Origin of the sequence: Streptomyces sp. (genome assembly GCF_035644915.1) — a bacterium.
Classification (GTDB): domain Bacteria; phylum Actinomycetota; class Actinomycetes; order Streptomycetales; family Streptomycetaceae; genus Streptomyces.
The window spans coordinates 1-15383 of the sequence record NZ_DASQNP010000157.1; the positions used below are offsets into that span (position 1 = coordinate 1).

Consider the following 15383-nt stretch of genomic DNA (forward strand, 5'->3'; position numbering starts at 1 on the left):
ACTACGGCGACTCCATGGAGCCGGTCGGCGACGAGGAGCGCGAGGCCCTCGCCGGCATGGAGCAGAAGTCCAGGGAGTTCGCGGAGGCGGGCAACCGCGTCTACCTCCCGATCGCCGACTGACCCGGCTGCCTGCCGTGCACCTTCCGCCGCCTCCGGCCCGCACTCCCACGGGCCGGAGGCGGTGCGCTCCCGCCCGGACTCCGCAGCACCGGGGAGAGGGTCAGCGCGGTTCCGCGCTTCCCCGGGTGAGGGCGCGGGCGTAGTGGCTCAGTGAGCGGCCGTACTCCGGCAGGTGGGAAGAGAGCGCGGCGAGGGCGAGGGCCGCCGCCTCCCGCTCCCGTCCGGCGTCGACGAGGGACAGGGCGAGGAACGCGGTGACGGCACCGTCCAACTCGTCGGAGACGGCGTCCCGTTCGGCCGTCAGCATGGCGACGCTCTCCTCGGACCGGCCGAGGTTGCGCAGGGTGCTGGCCAACTGGATCACGGCCCGGCGCCGTCGTTTCCCGGGCAGACCGGCGGCGAGGGCCCGGCGGTAGAGCGCGGCGGCCTCCTCCTCGTGGTCGAGGGCGTCATGGGCCGAGGCCAGTTCGTACAGGGCGACCGCGTCACCCGGCGGACGCTCGGCGGCCAGTGCCTCGATCCGTCCGAGGAAGGCGTCGGGTTCGTGGTCGTCGAAGGCGTCCCACAGCTCCCCGACCCGCTGTTCCCACCGTGCTTCCGTCGTCGTCATCGCCCCAGCATTCCAGGCCGGACCGCCGGCGTCGGGGACCGTCCACGACATCCGGAGAACCGACGAGCCCCCACCTCCGCTCGGGGAGGTGGGGGCCTGCGCACATCCGACTCAGTTGTGGAAGGTGATGTAGCCGTTGCCGTCGGGGTCGGATCCGCTCCTGGTGTAGGAGTGGACGTCCGCGCGGCTGCCCGAGGGCTTGTACAGGTAGATCGTGTCGCGGTCGTTGTTCCAGAGGAAGTTGCAGTTGTTGCGGTAGACCACGTTGTTCGCGTCGGAGTCGGTGCCGCGACCACCGCGGAGCCTCACGTAGTCACCGGGCTGGAGGTAGTGGCTCGCGGTGAAGGTGAAGCGGTTCCCGGCGGCGTCCTTGACGACGTAGCCCTTGAGGTTGACGGTCGACGAGGACGAGTAGTTCTTGATCGTCAGGTACTCCTCGCGGGTGTTGCCCGAGGAGCAGCTGTTGGAGTCGCGGCCGGGCGCGTCGTACTGGACTCCGCGGACCTTCAGCGCCGAGCTGTACTCGGCGGCCTGGGCCGGGGCGGCGATGAGGGCGGCCAGCGCACCGGCGGTGATGGCTGCGGCTATGACGGGGTGCTTGCGCACGAAAGATCCCCCCTGGGATGTGATGGAACGACAGGAGCATACATAGGCTGACGAGGTGTTGGTTCCGGTTCGAAATCACACCTCGGACCCCGGCCGTGGGGCGGGGCCACCGAGGTGGATCTTCGGTGCGAGCCTTCGGCATGGCTGATCTGTGGCTTCGCCGTGACGGGAACACTTCCCGAAGTGGGCGGAAACCTCGGGAAGGTGAGGACATGTCGCGAACGACACATCGCCATGAGGCGATGAAGCGGCCGTGAACGAGGGGATCGCCTGTACGCACTGCGGACAGGACCGGTTGCGTCCGTTCCGGCGCAGGGACAGGGGAGAGGAATTCCAGCTCTGCTCCGAGTGCGAGGCCGTGTGGCGGGAAGGGGACGACCCGAACCCCGAGACGGAGATCTATCTGAGCGAGTTCCTCGCCGTGGACAGTCCGGGCGAGGAGTGGGAGATGATCGAGCCCGTGGTCCGGCACCGGTGAGTCGGGTATGGGGGCGAGGGCGGCGGCTTCCCGCCGGTACGGGACCTGTGGTTGGTTGGAGCGGTGACGGCTGCGGAGGGGTTGCTGGCGGGGCGGCTGAGGGACGCCGGGTACGCCGTGGAGGCGTTGAGCGCGGCGAGCGGCGGAGTCGTGGCCGTGGCCGGGGTGGCGGTGCTGCGGGACGGTTCGCGGGTGTTCGCCAAGACGCTCGACGGGCCCGGCCCGGACGCGCTCGACGTGTTCGAGATCGAGGCCGAGGGGCTGCGCGCCCTGGACGGGGTCGACGGCGTCACCGTGCCCGGGGTGCTGTACGCCGGGCCGAACCTGCTGGTGCTCACGCCGCTGCACCCGCGCCGTGACACCTGCGGGTACTGGGAGCGGCTCGCGCACGTGCTCGCCGCCCTGCACACCACCACCGTCTCCGGCCGCTTCGGCTGGCACCGTGACGGCCGGCTGGGGCGGATGCGACAGGAGAACGCCTGGGACGAGGACGGGCACGCGTTCTTCGCCCGGCGGCGCGTGCTGCGGTGGCTGTCCGAGCCGCTGGTGGAGCAGGCGTTCGGCCGGGAGGAACGGCGCGCGCTGGAGCGGCTGTGCGAACGCCTGCCGGAACTGGTCCCGGAGCAGCCGCCGTGCCTGACCCACGGCGACCTGTGGAGCGGCAACCTCCTGGCCGACGCGGACGGACGCCCGGCACTGGTGGATCCGGCCGTGTCGTACGCCTGGCCCGAGGTGGACCTCAGCATGCTGTGGTGCTCGCCCCGCCCGCCGGAGTCCGAGCGCTTCTTCGCGGTGTACGAGGAGCTCGCCGGGCCGGAGGACGGCTGGCGGGACCGGATGCGGCTGCTCCACCTGCGGGAGCTGCTGAGCATCGTCGCGCACGGGGACGACGACTGGGGCGCCGCCGACGCCGTGCGCGAGATCGTCGCCCCGTTCCGCGTGCGCCGTCCCCCCGCACGGTGACGAGGGGCGGGCCGGAACTCCTCAGAACCGCCAGCGGGTCTGGCCGTACGTGCCCTTGGCGAAGCCGAAGGCCACCGCCGGGGCGACCCGGTGCACGTGTGCCTCGCCGCCCTCCGCGCTGTGGAAGGCGCCGTCGCGCACGGTGAAGCGCCAGTCGGGGCCGTACTTGTCCTCGTAGCGGTCGGCGAGGCGCCGGAGCACGGCGTCGTCGTACAGCCGTACGGCCTCGCCCTCGACCACCAGGTCCAGGCCCTCGCGGAGGGTGTTGGTCCCGGTGGTGAGGGCGCAGTGCGCGTTCCGCGCGAGGTTGCGGGCCTTCCGCTCGTCCGGGCCCGTGCAGAAGTGCAGTGCGCCGTCCAGCCAGACGGCCAGCAGCGGGGTGACGTGGGGGCGTCCGTCGGGCCGTACGGTCGACAACCAGAACACCTCCGCCGCCTCCAGTGCCGCGAGCGCCTCCGCCCAGGGGACCGGGGCCGCGTCCTCGGCGCTGAACCGGGGATCCAGTTCGGCCACCGGTCCGGGGCCCGCCGTGCCTGCCGTGCTCACCATGCCCGTCGTCTCCTCCTGCTCGTGCCCGCGCTCCGGGCCGTGGATCTCCGCGGGAACCCCGCGGACTCCTGCGACGGTGGAGACGTCCGCCGGTGGCCGGACTCATCGCTGCCCGTGGAGGTCAGCCGTTGGAGGAGGACTTGCCGCTCGCCTGGACGAGCTTGTCGGTGACGTCCTCGGTCTGGCCGGCGGGGGGCGGGGAGACCTTGACGGGGGTGCCGAAGTCGCTGAACTCGATCACGGTGCGGACCGTGGCGTTCTGCGTCCGCTCCGACGGCTCCGGCTCCGGACCCTGCGACTTCCGCGCGGGGGCCGACGCGTCGCCGGGGCCCTTGACGTTGATCTCGAACTGCTGGCGGCGGATGCGGTCCTGGCCGTCGACCCACAGGTGCATCGGCAGGGACTCCCCGAGCTGCTGGCGGAGGCGCTCGCCCTGGGCCGTGTCGTCGCCGGCGAGTTCCTCGACGTCCACGACCACGCGGTAGTGGGTGGTGTCGACGCCGTTGACCTTCTCCTTGCCGAGCAGGGCGGCCTCGTCGTCCGACAGGGCCCTGGCGTAGTCGACGGACTGGGCGGGGTCGGTGATCTGCAAGCCGCTGACGCCGTCGATCCGTCCGGTGGCCTCGCGCAGGTCGACCTTGATCCACGGCTTGCCGTCCGACACCCGGCTCCGCAGGGACTCCGGCAGCTTCTGGTAGAGGGCCTGGTCCACCACGCGCTGCCGGATCGTCTCGCCGCCGAGCCGGATCGTCAGGTCGCTCGTCCCGTCGGCCAGGTCGATGGCGCCGTCGCCGGTGACCGCCTGCTGCCGGCCGTCCGAGCCGGCCTGCACCTTCAGCGTCATCTTCGCGGTCCCGGCCGCCACGGTCTTCTCGTGGGCGGTCCGTACGACCTCGGCGGCGTCCTCCCGGCCGTCGGCCGCCGGCTCGGCGGTGCTGCCGCCCTCCTCGTTGCCGCACCCGGTCAGCGCCGTGCCGGCCAGCAGTCCGGCGGCCATCACCACGCCGGTCCTGGTCCTGCGTGACACGCGTGTCATCCGCTCTCCCTCGGTATCGCGAAGTGGTATTCGTCCGATACCGCTCCGCGTTTCCCGGCGGATACCGCTCAACCCTCCAGAACCGGACAATGCGTCAAATGGGCTGCCTGGCAGGGGAGGGGGGCGGAGTGCGCGTCACGCGGTGAACGTCTCGCCGTTCCCCGGTACGCCGACGCCGCGCCAGGTGAACGGCAGTCCGCGGGCCGTGTGCAGGTCCGCGGCGTCCATGAGCTGGAAGTGCAGGTGCGGTTCGGTGGAGTTGCCGGTGTTGCCGACCCGGGCCACCACCTGGCCCGCGCGCACCCGCTCGCCCTCCCGGACGGTTATGGAGCCGCGCTTCAGGTGGGCGTAGAGGGCGTACGTCCCGTCGCCGAGGTCGAGCACCAGGTGGTTGCCGACGATGGCGCCGGGCCCGGCCAGGTCGCGGGCCGACGCCTCGGCGAAGAAGGGCAGCAGGGCCGGGTAGGAGTTGCGGCTGAGGTGGTCGCGGCGGCCGTCCCGGGCCCGTACGACGGTGGCGTCGGCCACGGCCAGCACCGGTTCCCCGAAGGCCGGGAAGTCCCCGTTGCGGCGCACGAGCGGCCACCAGCCGAACGCCGGGCGGGGCCGGTCCTCCGGCTCGTGGACGATGTCGATCGCGTACGCCTGCCCGTAGGCCCGGGTGCCGTGGCTGGGCACCTTGTCGGCCGGGCTGTTGAGCGCGTGCCAGCGGCCGGTGACCGGCGGCGCGACCTCGGTCGGCGCGGGCTCGGGGCCCCGGTGCCCCTCCCGGCCGAGGTACCACCGCAGCGCCTCGGCGGACAGCGCGAGCACGGCCGCCGCGAGCAGCACCCCGCCGGGGACGCCGGCGGCGGGACCGGCTGTGGAGTCGAGCAGGTCGACGGCGGTGTCGACCAGCACGAGCAGCACGACCAGGCCGTAGAGGCCGGGGCGCAGCCGTCCCACCAGGGCGGCCGTGCGGACTCGGCGGTTCACGGGCATCGGGTGTCCTCCTCGTGTCCTGCTCGCCGGGCCTGCCGGTTCGCCGGGGCGTCCGCCACCGGCCCGGGCCAGCCTGGACGAGGTCTCCCGGCGGTGTCCACACCTTCCGGGTCACGGTCTGCCGGCGGACTCCTTCGCCAGTTCGCGGCGGAGGCCGTACGAGCCGATGACACCCCCGGCCAGGGCGCCGGCGGCCGTACCGGCCAGCACGGTGGGATCGAGCGGGGACACGTCGGTGACCAGGAGGACGACGGCCGCCACCGTCCACAGGGCCAGGCACACCACGAGCAGGCGCCGGTACTTCGGGCCGAGGAACACCTGGCGGGCCGGGACCTCGGGAACGGCGGGGAGTTCGGCGGCGGGACCGGACGTGACGGCGCGCGGGCGCTTGAAGTACGCGATGTACAGCCACCGGCCGCACGGCTCCCAGCCGTCCGGGGCGAGGCGGGTGGCGATCTCGTCGCGCTCCCCGCGTCCCACGATCTCGCGGCGGTACTCCCAGCGCATCGCGCGGCCGGGGTCGCGGCGGCAGACGAAGCGGCCCAGCCGGTCGACGCGTTCGACCTCCCAGCCCTGGTCGCCGTAGCGGTCCAGCAGTTCCCGGTCGGTGTAGACGTCGCAGAGCCAGCGCCACTCCTCGGCACGGGGGCCGGGCTCCCCGGCGGCCTCGCCGGGGGAGGCGCCCGTGGTGCCGCGGGCGAGTTGTTCGGCGAACTCCTCCACCGGGCCGAACTCCGTCTCCGGGGTGGTGTCGGCGTCCAGCAGGTAGTCGTGCAGGTCCGTGAGGACGGCGGTCACCCTCTCCTCGGCGACGCCCCGCGCGCGGAGCCGGTCCGCCAGGGCCGTGAAGTACGCGTCCATGTTCTCCCCCGTCATCCTTCCGTCGGGCCTTCCACGCCGCCCCTGGCCAGCAGGGCGCTCACCGACCGGTGGAACGCCAGCCACGCACCGCCCTGTTCGGCCAGGCTCCGGCGCCCGTCGCCGGTCAGCCGGTAGTAGCGGCGGCCGGGGCCGCGTCCGGCGGCACGGAACTCGGCCTCCACCAGCCCGGCCTCCTCCAGGCGGTTGAGCACCGGATAGAGCGTGCCGCCCCGGATCGTGCCGAGCCCGGCCTCGTCCAGCCGCTTCGCGATCTCGTAGCCGTAGCTCTCGCCGTCGGTCAGACAGCACAGGACCAGCAGGTCGAGAACGCCCTTGAGCCAGCTGGCTCTTCGGTCTGTCGCCATACCTAGATGACACCATGAGATAGGTAGCTGTGCAAGCTATGTGGCCGAGCAGAACAGGGGAGGGCGTGGGAGGAGGGGCGGACGGCGGCGGGGAACGGGGAGGCGTACGACCGATGAGTTCCGCCGCGCCGGGCGGTCCACCCTGGCGCAGGGCCCGGCCCGCCCGTCCCCGGGGGCCGGGGCGGCGGCGGGAAGAGGCAGGGAAGGGCAGGAGGAGACAGCCATGGGAACAGTGACCTCGCGCGACGGCACCACCATCGCCTACGAGCGCGCCGGGGACGGCCCGCCGGTCGTCCTGGTCAGCGGCGCGCTCTGCGACCGCAAGGTCAACGCGCCGCTGGCGGCCCTCCTGGCCCGGCGCTTCACCGTCTACACCTACGACCGCCGGGGGCGCGGCGCGAGCGGCGACGTCGCCGGGGGCACCCCCACGCAGCACGCGGTGGACCGCGAGGTCGAGGACATCGCGGCGCTCGTCGCCGAGGCGGGCGGATCGGCGGCGGTGTGCGGCTTCTCCTCCGGCGCCGCCCTGGCCCTCGCGGCGGCGGCGGACGGCGGCGCCGGCGTCTCGCACCTGGTGATGTACGAGCCGCCGTACTCGCTGGAGGAGGACAACCGGAAGGCGAAGGCGGAGTACACCGCGCGCCTGGCCGAGGTGCTGGCGGCCGGGCGCCGGGGGGACGCGGTCGAGCTGTTCGTCAGGATGACCGGCGCGCCGTCCGAGGTCGTCGCCGGGCTGCGGAACTCCCCGGTGTGGCCGGAGTTCGAGGCGCTGGCCCACACCCTCGCCTACGACGACGCGGCCATGGGGGACGGCTCGCCGCCGCACGGGCGGCTGGCCTCCGTCACGGTGCCCACCCTCGTCCTCGCCGGCGGCGAGACCTGGGAGTGGATGCGGCAGACGGCGCGGGCGGTCGCGGACGCCGTGCCCGGCGCGGAGTACCGCACGCTGGAGGGCCAGACCCACGAGGTGGAGGCCGGGGCGCTGGCGCCGGTGCTGGAGGAGTTCCTCCTGCGCGCCCCGCGCACCTGACCCGGTGGCCGGCCCGGCAGCCGGGCCGGCCGGCGCCGGCGGGTCAGGGCGCGGCGTGCGGCGTGGTGGTGCGCTCGGCCTCCGCCACCAGCGCCTCCAGCCGGTCCCCGTGCGCCCCGCGCCAGTAGACGTGCCCGCAGTCGCGGCAGCGGGCGAAGGTGTCGTAGGAGCGGCGGGTGCCCGGGCGGAGCAGGTGCTCGACCTCGGCCTTGGCGACGTCGGCGAGCGTGCCGTTGCACGCCGTGCACCGCGTCCACGGCGCCAGGGGCGGCGCGAAGCGGTCCAGGACGTCGGCGAGCTGGTCGTCCGGGCGCGAGCCGCGCACGTAGGCGCCCATCCACAACTGCCGGCGCATCAGCAGCCCGCGGTCCTGGGTGAGCAGCACGCGCCGTTCGGCGTTGGCCTGTTCGACCAGGGCGGCGTCGTCCATGTCGTTGTGGTAGGCGGTGTCCGCGCCCGCCACCAGCCGCAGCCGCCGGGCCAGGGTGCCCAGGTGCACGTCCAGCAGGAAGCGCGGCGGCCCGTCCGGCACCGGCTGGGGCCGCGGCACGGGCTCGACCCGGACCGTCTCGCCCGCCGCCGGACGGTAGGAGGGCTCCACCGGCCGTCCGCCGTCCCCTTCCTCCAGGAGGAGCGCGCCCACCTCCGTCAGCGGGACGCCCGCGGACTGCACGACGTGGACGAGGGAGGAGGTGCCGTCGTGGGGCACGGCGAGGAGTTCGGTGCCGCGGTGGCGTGCGGGCAGGAACATCCGCAGCTCGGGGGAGATCCTCAGGGTCAGTCCGCGCGGCTCCGGCGGCCCCGGTGGTCGGTGATCCATGTCACCCAGCATGCCAGTTGCCGCCCGCCCGCATCAGTGGGTTTTCAGCGGGCGGGGAGGTCGCCGGCGAACACGATCATCCGGTCGATCCGCCCGTTCCGCAGGTGCACCACGTCGGTGCCCGTGAGGGCGGGCCCGCCGTCGGCGGTGCGGTAGGTCCACCGGTAGCGCGCCCACTCCCCGGGCGCGTCCACCGCCGAGGAGCGGGCCATGGTGCCCGGTCCCGCCGGATGCCCGCGCAGCTCGATGATGAACCGCTCCACGGCCTCGATCCCGCCGCTCCGTCCCAGCGGTCCCCAGAAGACCACGTCCGGGGTGAGCGCCTGGGAGAGCAGCTCGGTGACGTACGCGTCGCTGGAGGCGTTGAAGGCGGAGATGAAGGTGTCGATGGCCTCCCGGCCCGCTTCTTCCTGCATCCTCCTGTCCTACCAGAGCGGAGCCCCCTTGGCGCGGGGCGCCTCGTCCCCTAGTCCGGGGCGTGCTCGGGGCCGCCGAAGTCGGGGCTGGTGAAGTCCGGGCTGGTGAAGCGGGGTCCGGTGGCCGCCTGGTGGGAGGTGTCCGCGCCCGGGCTGGAGAAGCCCGGATGCGTGTAGCCCAGCCGGGGGTGGCGGCCCTCCCCCGGGGGCTTCGGGGCTTCCCGGGAGGCGGGGGCGCCTCCCGGGGCGGCCAGCGCCTCGCGCAGGAAGGGCACCATCCCGCGCTCCAGCAGTGCCGTGCGCCAGGCCGTGCGGGCCCGGGCGACCTCCTCGGCGAGGGTGTCCTGCCCGCCGGGGCCGCCCTCCCGGACCGAACCGGCGCCGTGGCGCAGGGCGGTGACCAGCAGGCCGGCGCACGCGGCCAGGAGCGTGACGGCGGTCAGGGCGGCGAAGGCCCAGCCCGCGCCGCGCATCGGTGCGGCGATGGAGGGTTCGGGCGTCATCATGCGCAGGACGTGGCCGACCAGGAGGAAGATCACGGCGGCGGTCCCGGCGAGCAGGGGCGCCAGGACGGAGAGCATCGGGAGCAGCCCGGGCCCGCCGGAGCCGGAAGCCCCGGCGGGGGACTGGACCGTGCCCTGCGCCGAGGGGGCGTGGTCGGGCCGGCGCAGCTCCTCGCGGAGCCGGACGAAGTGGTCGTACTCCTCGGCCGCGCAGGCGGCGATCGCCGCGGCGGCGCCGAGCGCCATGATGCGCAACTGCTCGGTGGTCAGCCGCCGTCCGGCGGCCGGATCAGGACGGTGGCGTACGGTGCGCAGGGCCTCGTCGAGGACCCGTTCGAACTCGGGGCGGTCCTCAAGGCGCAGGTGCGGAGCGCTGTTCATGTGCATCCCCCGGTGCTCCGTAAGGCCGTGAGGGCGAAAAACGGAGGAGAGAGCTCGCTGAAGGCAGGGAGCCCGATGGTAGAGCGGTTCCATCGGGCCGTGACAGGGTGTTTCCGGAAAATACGCACCGCCGGATGAGGGCGTTCACCCCCCGGCCTGCCCGTGCGCGGCCGACCCGGCCGCCAACTCTCACTCCGGCAGGGGGAGTTGGGCCACCAGCAGCTTTCCGGCCATGGTCACTCCGCCGTCCATCGCGACCGCGAGGGAGTCGGCGTAGACGTGCGGGCCGTGCACCTGCGGCGTGCCGTCGCCGCCGTCCTCGGAGCCGACCTCGCCCAGCAGGTACGGGATCGGGCTGTGGCCGTGGACGATCCGCCGGCCGCCGTAGGTGTCCAGCAGCTCGCGCGCGGCGGCCGCCCCGGTGGCCTCGTCGCGGAAGGCGAAGCGCTTGGTGAACTTGCGGAACAGGTCCCAGGTCTCGTCGGCGTCGTGGTGGGTGAGGGTCTCGGTGATCGCGTCGTTGACGTCGGTGATGGTGCTGCCGTACTCCAGGTAGGCGGTGGTGTCGGAGTGCACCAGCAGGTGGTCGTCGGCCAGGGCCATGGCGTCCAGCCGGGACATCCACTGGACGTGGTGGTCCTGGAGCCGCTCCATGTCGGAGTGCTGGCCGCCGTTGAGCAGCCAGGCGGCCTTGAAGGAGGCGGTGCCCGCGCCGGAGCTGACGGGGGTGTCGCCGAAGCGCTTGGCGCCGATCAGCAGCAGTTCGTGGTTGCCCATCAGCGCCTTGCAGTAGCCCCCGGCGGCGGCGGCCTCGGCGGAGAGCTGCATCACCAGGTCGATGACGCCGACGCCGTCCGGGCCGCGGTCGGTGAAGTCGCCCAGGAACCACAGCCGGGCGTTGCCCGCGATCCAGTGGTCCTCGGTGTCGATCAGCCCCTGGTTGAGCAGGGCCGCGCGCAGCTCGTCGAGGTAGCCGTGGACGTCGCCGACGACGTACAGCGGGCCCTCGCCGCCCTGGGAGGACGGACCGGGGGAGGCGAGGGGGGAGGGGGCGTCGATCAGGGTGGGGGTGGGGACCGGCCCGGCGGCGCCGATGACGGGCAGGTCCCGCTGGGTGGGGGTGTATCCGTCAGGGAGCGGGGTGGCCGCGCCCATCGCGCTCGCGTCGTGCCACACGTCGGCTCCCCGACCGGCCCCCTGAGTCATCGGCCCCTCCACCATCGCGCGCGCCTGCACCTGCCGGACCCTTTCTCCGCCTCCGCGGGGTCGCCCCCTGGTGGAAGCCGGTCCTGGTGTCGTGCGCCCATCATAGGAACGCAGGTCGCGCCTTGTGACGCACCCGGGGACGACAATTCGGGCCGTGGCCGGGCGGAAGCCGGACGGTGTTCGGTTTTGTCCCGTTATGGTCGGTTCGCTCGCTCAACTGTGCTGTTCGGGGGAGCGCGGGGCGTTCACCGTCGTCCGCGGCCGGCGGCGCTGCGAGGACGTGCGGACGATCAGGTCGGTGGGCATGATCTGCTGGACGGGCAGGCCGCTGTCGTTGCCCTCGATGGCGTCGATCAGGAGCTGGACGACCGTCGTGCCGATGCGCCCGGGTTTGAGGGACAGGGTGGTGATGGGCGGCTCGGTGCTGGCGTAGACGGCGGACTCGCTGCAGCACACCAGCAGCAGGTCGTCGGGGACGCGCAGGCCGTAGCGGCGGGCGGCGGCGAGCAGGTCGGTGCCGTTGGGGTCGAACAGGCCGTAGACGGCGTCGGGGCGGTCGGGCCGGGCCAGCAGCCGGTCGGCGGCGACGGCGCCCGCGCAGGGGTCGTGGGCGGGGTACGCCTCGTACACCGGGTCCTGTCCGGCGCGCTCGCACCACCGGAGGTACGCGCTGGTGGACAGCCGGGTGTAGGTGTCGGTGCTGGTGCCGGTGAGCAGGCCGATGCGGCGGGCGCCGGCGGCGGCCAGGTGGTCCAGCAGGCCGGTCACGGCGGCCTCGTGGTCGTTGTCGACCCAGGCGGTGACGGGCAGGTCGCCGCAGGGGCGGCCGTCGGAGACCACGGGGATGCCCTGGCGGACCAGCTCGGTGACCACCGGGTCGCGGTCGGAGGGGTCGATGACGACGGTGCCGTCGAGGGCGACGTTCGACCAGACGTCGTAGGGGCTCTGCCGGGTGCTGCCGGGCAGGATCACCAGGGCGTAGCCGCGGGCCAGGGCGGCGGAGGAGGCGGCGCGGGCCATCTCGGCGAAGTAGGCGAACTCGGTGAAGGTGAAGGGTTCCTCACCGTAGGTGGTGACCGTGAGGCCGATCAGTCCCGACTTGCCGGTGCGGAGCGTGCGGGCCGCCGCGGAGGGGCGGTAGCCGAGCCGGTCGGCGACTTCGCGGACGTGGCGGCGGGTGGCCTCGGGCAGGCGGCCCTTGCCGTTGAGCGCGTCCGAGACGGTCGTGATCGAGACGCCGGCCGCGGCGGCCACGTCCCGGATGCCCGCGCGCCCCAGCCGCCGGCCGTGTGACCGGCTCGTCTGGTGCTTCCCTGCTGCTGTCATGGCGTGCTGATAGTAGGGCTGTGGTCCGCCGTTCGCGGGGGTGTACGGAAGAGAGTCTGAAGGGACGATTCTGCAAACCGGATCAGCGGTAACGACCATGGAAGAGGCGGGAGTTGGCAGGTCGGTCCATCGTTTCTGCTGTTTCTTCGCCGCTTGCTCCGGCAGAACCGCGAAGGTTTCGAAGCCGTCTCAACTCACCTCCACGGGTGACGCGCGCCACGGCGCACGCCACCCGCGCGCGCATATGGTTATGCGCCCCTGGGTCCGGGCCCTACGCGGGTTCCGGGAATCCTTCTAGGGTGTGCGGTACGAGCGGTACGAGCTGTGGTACGACCGCTCCACGACTGGCCCGGAGGGTCGAGGAGGACCTGCCATGACGGAGACGGCCCCGAAGCTGCGCGCGGCGCTGGAGGGAATCCCCACCTACAAGCCCGGACGTCCCCCGGCGGCCGGCGGTCCGGCGGCGTACAAGCTGTCCTCCAACGAGAACCCCTATCCGCCCCTGCCCGGCGTGCTGGAGGCCGCCACCGCCGCGGCCGGGTCCTTCAACCGCTACCCGGACATGGCCTGCGGCGCCCTGATGAGCGAGCTGGCGAGCCGCTTCGACGTGCCCGTGACCCACCTGGCGACCGGCACCGGCTCGGTGGGCGTCGCCCAGCAGCTCCTCCAGGCCACGGCGGGCCCCGGCGACGAGGTGGTCTACGCCTGGCGGTCCTTCGAGGCGTACCCGATCATCACCCAGATCTCCGGGGCCGCCTCCGTCCGGGTGCCGCTGACCGAGGGCGAGGACCACGACCTGGACGCGATGGCCGACGCCGTCACCGACCGCACCCGGCTGATCTTCGTCTGCAACCCCAACAACCCCACCGGCAACGCCCTGCGCCGCGCCGAGCTGGAGCGCTTCCTGGACCGGGTGCCGCGGGACGTCCTGGTGGTGCTGGACGAGGCGTACCGCGAGTTCGTCCGCGACGAGGAGGTGCCGGACGGGATCGAGCTGTACCGCGACCGCCCGAACGTGTGCGTGCTGCGCACCTTCTCCAAGGCGTACGGCCTGGCCGGGCTGAGAGTCGGGTTCGCGATCGCCCACGAGCCGGTGGCGGCGGCGCTGCGCAAGACGGCCGTGCCCTTCGGGGTGAGCCAGATCGCCCAGGACGCGGCCGTCGCCTCGCTGCGCAGCGAGGCGGAGCTGCTGGAGCGGGTGGAGGCGCTGGTCGGGGAGCGCCGGCGGGTCCGCGACGAGCTGCTCGCGCAGGGCTGGACGGTGCCCGAGACGCAGGCGAACTTCGTCTGGCTGCGGCTGGGCGAGCGCACCTCCGACTTCGCCGCGGTCTGTGAGCGGGCCGGCGTGATGGTGCGGCCGTTCCCGGGCGAGGGGGTGCGCGTCACGATCGGCGAGGTGGAGGCCAACGACCTCTTCCTCAAGACCGCGCAGGACTTCCGCAAGGAGCTGTGAGACAGCCCACACCGGCGCCTCCACCCCTCTGACCAGGGATTTCATTCCCTCCCACCCCCGGTGGGAGGGAATGAACATAGGTGCGTCATACTTCTTGTGAATGTGAACGCATTCACGAGCGCGTGTGGTACGTCACACCGTGTCCGCTTTGGAGAGTGTCGTGGACCTAGCTCTGGCGCCGGAGACCCTGGCGCGGTGGCAGTTCGGGATCACCACCGTCTACCACTTCCTGTTCGTCCCCCTGACCATCTCGCTCGCCGCCCTCACCGCGGGCCTGCAGACCGCCTGGGTGCGCACGGGACGGGAGGTCTACCTCAGGGCGACGAAGTTCTGGGGGAAGCTCTTCCTGATCAACATCGCGATGGGCGTGGTCACCGGCATCGTGCAGGAGTTCCAGTTCGGCATGAACTGGTCCGACTACTCCCGCTTCGTCGGTGACGTCTTCGGAGCGCCCCTCGCCTTCGAGGCGCTGATCGCGTTCTTCTTCGAGTCCACCTTCATCGGCCTGTGGATCTTCGGCTGGGACAAGCTGCCGAAGAGGATCCACCTGGCCACCATCTGGATGGTGGCCATCGGCACCGTGCTGTCGGCGTACTTCATCCTGGCCGCCAACTCCTGGATGCAGCACCCGGTCGGCTACCGCATCAACCCCGACACCGGCCGCGCCGAGCTCACCGACTTCCTCGCGGTGCTCACCCAGAACACCGCCGTGGCGCAGTTCTTCCACACCATCACCGCGGCCTTCCTCACCGGCGGCGCCTTCATGGTCGGCATCGCCGCCTACCACCTGGCCCGCCGCCGCCACGTGCCCGTGATGCGCACCTCGCTCCGCGTCGGCCTGGTCACCCTGGTGGCGGCCGGAGCGCTCACCGCCGTCAGCGGCGACCACCTCGCCAAGATCATGTACGAGCAGCAGCCGATGAAGATGGCCGCCGCCGAGGCCCTGTGGGAGACCGAGGGCCCCGCGCCGTTCTCCGTCTTCGCCTACGGCGACGTGGACGAGGGGCACAACAAGGTCGCCGTCGAGATCCCCGGCCTGCTCTCCTTCCTCGCCCACAGCGACTTCTCCACCCCCGTCCCCGGCATCAACGACACCAACGAGGCCCTCCAGGAGCGCTACGGCCCCGGCGACTACAAGCCCAACATCCCCGTCGCCTACTGGGGCTTCCGCTGGATGATCGGCTTCGGCATGGCCTCCCTCGCCCTGGGGGCCGCCGGCCTGTGGCTCACCCGCCGCCGGTTCTGGCTGGCCGAACGCCACCGCACCACCGCCGACGAGGTCCCGCGCCTGGCCCTCACCCGCGACCGGCTGCTCGGCCCCACCCTCACCCGCTGGTACTGGCGGCTGGCCTTCCTCACCCTGGGCTTCCCGCTCATCGCCAACGCCTGGGGCTGGATCTTCACCGAGATGGGCCGCCAGCCCTGGGTCGTCTACGGCGTGCTGCGCACCTCCGCCGCCGTCTCCCCCGGCGTCTCCCAACTGGAGGTGCTGGTCTCCATGACCGTCTTCACCCTCCTGTACGCCGTCCTCGCCGTCGTCGAGGTCCGGCTGCTGGCCAAGTACGTCCAGGCCGGGCCGCCCGAGCTGACCGCGGCCGACCTCGACCCGCCCACCCGCATCGGCGGCCACGACAGGGACGGCGCCGACCGCCCCATGGCCTTCTCCTACTGAGGTGC

At 72.9% G+C, this 15383-nt stretch carries 17 protein-coding genes; 5 read left to right on the top strand and 12 right to left on the bottom strand.

Features of this window, described 5'->3' with window-relative positions; genetic code table 11:
* Positions 1 to 222: 222 nt before the first annotated feature.
* Entirely contained in the window at positions 223 to 732 is a 510-nt protein-coding gene (locus VE546_RS17870) for a tetratricopeptide repeat protein (RefSeq protein WP_324923466.1), read from the bottom strand.
* 111 nt (positions 733 to 843) lie between these two features.
* Complete coding sequence (locus tag VE546_RS17875) at positions 844 to 1338, bottom strand: lamin tail domain-containing protein (protein ID WP_324923468.1); 495 nt, start codon at positions 1336 to 1338, stop codon at positions 844 to 846.
* Positions 1339 to 1591: 253 nt separating this feature from the next.
* Between VE546_RS17875 and VE546_RS17880 the strand changes: the two genes are divergently transcribed.
* Both VE546_RS17880 and VE546_RS17885 read left to right on the top strand, forming a co-directional pair.
* Positions 1592 to 1816, top strand: coding sequence for a hypothetical protein (locus VE546_RS17880; RefSeq protein ID WP_324923470.1), 225 nt, complete (start codon positions 1592 to 1594; stop codon positions 1814 to 1816).
* 63 nt (positions 1817 to 1879) lie between these two features.
* Complete coding sequence (locus VE546_RS17885) at positions 1880 to 2779, top strand: fructosamine kinase family protein (protein ID WP_324923471.1); 900 nt, start codon at positions 1880 to 1882, stop codon at positions 2777 to 2779.
* A gap of 21 nt (positions 2780 to 2800) precedes the next feature.
* Here VE546_RS17885 and VE546_RS17890 read toward each other — a convergent pair whose 3' ends face one another.
* From VE546_RS17890 to VE546_RS17910, 5 genes are all read right to left on the bottom strand, one after another.
* Positions 2801 to 3328 carry a pyridoxamine 5'-phosphate oxidase family protein gene (locus VE546_RS17890; RefSeq protein ID WP_324923473.1) on the bottom strand — a complete coding sequence of 176 codons (528 nt, stop codon included), beginning with the start codon at positions 3326 to 3328 and terminating at the stop codon, positions 2801 to 2803.
* 121 nt (positions 3329 to 3449) lie between these two features.
* Complete coding sequence (locus VE546_RS17895) at positions 3450 to 4364, bottom strand: hypothetical protein (protein ID WP_324923475.1); 915 nt, start codon at positions 4362 to 4364, stop codon at positions 3450 to 3452.
* A gap of 135 nt (positions 4365 to 4499) precedes the next feature.
* The gene (locus VE546_RS17900) at positions 4500 to 5339 is read right to left on the bottom strand and encodes a M23 family metallopeptidase (protein WP_324923477.1); all 840 of its coding nucleotides are present in this window, start codon (positions 5337 to 5339) and stop codon (positions 4500 to 4502) included.
* A gap of 117 nt (positions 5340 to 5456) precedes the next feature.
* Positions 5457 to 6221 (bottom strand): hypothetical protein, encoded by a 765-nt coding sequence (locus tag VE546_RS17905; protein ID WP_324923479.1) that lies wholly within the window; start codon positions 6219 to 6221, stop codon positions 5457 to 5459.
* The gene (locus tag VE546_RS17910; protein ID WP_324923481.1) at positions 6218 to 6571 is read right to left on the bottom strand and encodes a PadR family transcriptional regulator; all 354 of its coding nucleotides are present in this window, start codon (positions 6569 to 6571) and stop codon (positions 6218 to 6220) included. The genes VE546_RS17905 and VE546_RS17910 overlap by 4 nt, the downstream gene beginning before the upstream one ends.
* A 223-nt stretch (positions 6572 to 6794) precedes the next feature.
* Between VE546_RS17910 and VE546_RS17915 the strand changes: the two genes are divergently transcribed.
* Positions 6795 to 7601: an alpha/beta hydrolase gene (locus VE546_RS17915; protein WP_324923485.1), complete on the top strand. Its 807-nt coding sequence runs from the start codon at positions 6795 to 6797 to the stop codon at positions 7599 to 7601.
* A gap of 43 nt (positions 7602 to 7644) precedes the next feature.
* On the opposite strand, the gene VE546_RS17920 is transcribed toward VE546_RS17915, so the two are convergent.
* The 5 genes from VE546_RS17920 to VE546_RS17940 all read right to left on the bottom strand — a co-directional run bounded on the left by VE546_RS17920 (position 7645) and on the right by VE546_RS17940 (position 12253).
* Entirely contained in the window at positions 7645 to 8421 is a 777-nt protein-coding gene (locus tag VE546_RS17920; RefSeq protein WP_324923487.1) for a Mut7-C RNAse domain-containing protein, read from the bottom strand.
* Positions 8422 to 8465: 44 nt separating this feature from the next.
* A complete protein-coding gene (locus tag VE546_RS17925; RefSeq protein WP_324923489.1) occupies positions 8466 to 8837 on the bottom strand; it encodes a nuclear transport factor 2 family protein in 372 nt (123 codons plus the stop codon).
* 50 nt (positions 8838 to 8887) lie between these two features.
* On the bottom strand, positions 8888 to 9721 hold the full coding sequence (locus tag VE546_RS17930) for a hypothetical protein (protein WP_324923491.1): 834 nt from the start codon (positions 9719 to 9721) through the stop codon (positions 8888 to 8890).
* A gap of 189 nt (positions 9722 to 9910) precedes the next feature.
* Positions 9911 to 10942 carry a metallophosphoesterase gene (locus VE546_RS17935; RefSeq protein WP_414720516.1) on the bottom strand — a complete coding sequence of 344 codons (1032 nt, stop codon included), beginning with the start codon at positions 10940 to 10942 and terminating at the stop codon, positions 9911 to 9913.
* Between the two features lie 198 nt (positions 10943 to 11140).
* Positions 11141 to 12253 carry a LacI family DNA-binding transcriptional regulator gene (locus tag VE546_RS17940; RefSeq protein ID WP_324923495.1) on the bottom strand — a complete coding sequence of 371 codons (1113 nt, stop codon included), beginning with the start codon at positions 12251 to 12253 and terminating at the stop codon, positions 11141 to 11143.
* A gap of 373 nt (positions 12254 to 12626) precedes the next feature.
* Between VE546_RS17940 and hisC the strand changes: the two genes are divergently transcribed.
* Positions 12627 to 13706 carry a histidinol-phosphate transaminase gene (gene hisC / locus VE546_RS17945; RefSeq protein ID WP_324923496.1) on the top strand — a complete coding sequence of 360 codons (1080 nt, stop codon included), beginning with the start codon at positions 12627 to 12629 and terminating at the stop codon, positions 13704 to 13706.
* A gap of 160 nt (positions 13707 to 13866) precedes the next feature.
* A complete protein-coding gene (locus VE546_RS17950) occupies positions 13867 to 15378 on the top strand; it encodes a cytochrome ubiquinol oxidase subunit I (RefSeq protein WP_324923498.1) in 1512 nt (503 codons plus the stop codon).
* The last annotated feature ends 5 nt before the right edge of the window (positions 15379 to 15383 follow it).

Bases quoted from the DNA above. Each gene is read 5' to 3' on its own strand.
- VE546_RS17870 (WP_324923466.1), bottom strand. From the start codon at position 732: ATGACGACGACGGAAGCACGGTGGGAACAGCGGGTCGGGGAGCTGTGG.
- VE546_RS17925 (WP_324923489.1), bottom strand. From the start codon at position 8,837: ATGCAGGAAGAAGCGGGCCGGGAGGCCATCGACACCTTCATCTCCGCC.
- VE546_RS17915 (WP_324923485.1), top strand. From the start codon at position 6,795: ATGGGAACAGTGACCTCGCGCGACGGCACCACCATCGCCTACGAGCGC.
- VE546_RS17940 (WP_324923495.1), bottom strand. From the start codon at position 12,253: ATGACAGCAGCAGGGAAGCACCAGACGAGCCGGTCACACGGCCGGCGG.
- VE546_RS17910 (WP_324923481.1), bottom strand. From the start codon at position 6,571: ATGGCGACAGACCGAAGAGCCAGCTGGCTCAAGGGCGTTCTCGACCTG.
- VE546_RS17905 (WP_324923479.1), bottom strand. From the start codon at position 6,221: ATGACGGGGGAGAACATGGACGCGTACTTCACGGCCCTGGCGGACCGG.
- VE546_RS17920 (WP_324923487.1), bottom strand. From the start codon at position 8,421: ATGGATCACCGACCACCGGGGCCGCCGGAGCCGCGCGGACTGACCCTG.
- VE546_RS17935 (WP_414720516.1), bottom strand. From the start codon at position 10,942: ATGGTGGAGGGGCCGATGACTCAGGGGGCCGGTCGGGGAGCCGACGTG.
- VE546_RS17930 (WP_324923491.1), bottom strand. From the start codon at position 9,721: ATGAACAGCGCTCCGCACCTGCGCCTTGAGGACCGCCCCGAGTTCGAA.
- VE546_RS17895 (WP_324923475.1), bottom strand. From the start codon at position 4,364: ATGACACGCGTGTCACGCAGGACCAGGACCGGCGTGGTGATGGCCGCC.
- VE546_RS17890 (WP_324923473.1), bottom strand. From the start codon at position 3,328: ATGGTGAGCACGGCAGGCACGGCGGGCCCCGGACCGGTGGCCGAACTG.
- hisC (WP_324923496.1), top strand. From the start codon at position 12,627: ATGACGGAGACGGCCCCGAAGCTGCGCGCGGCGCTGGAGGGAATCCCC.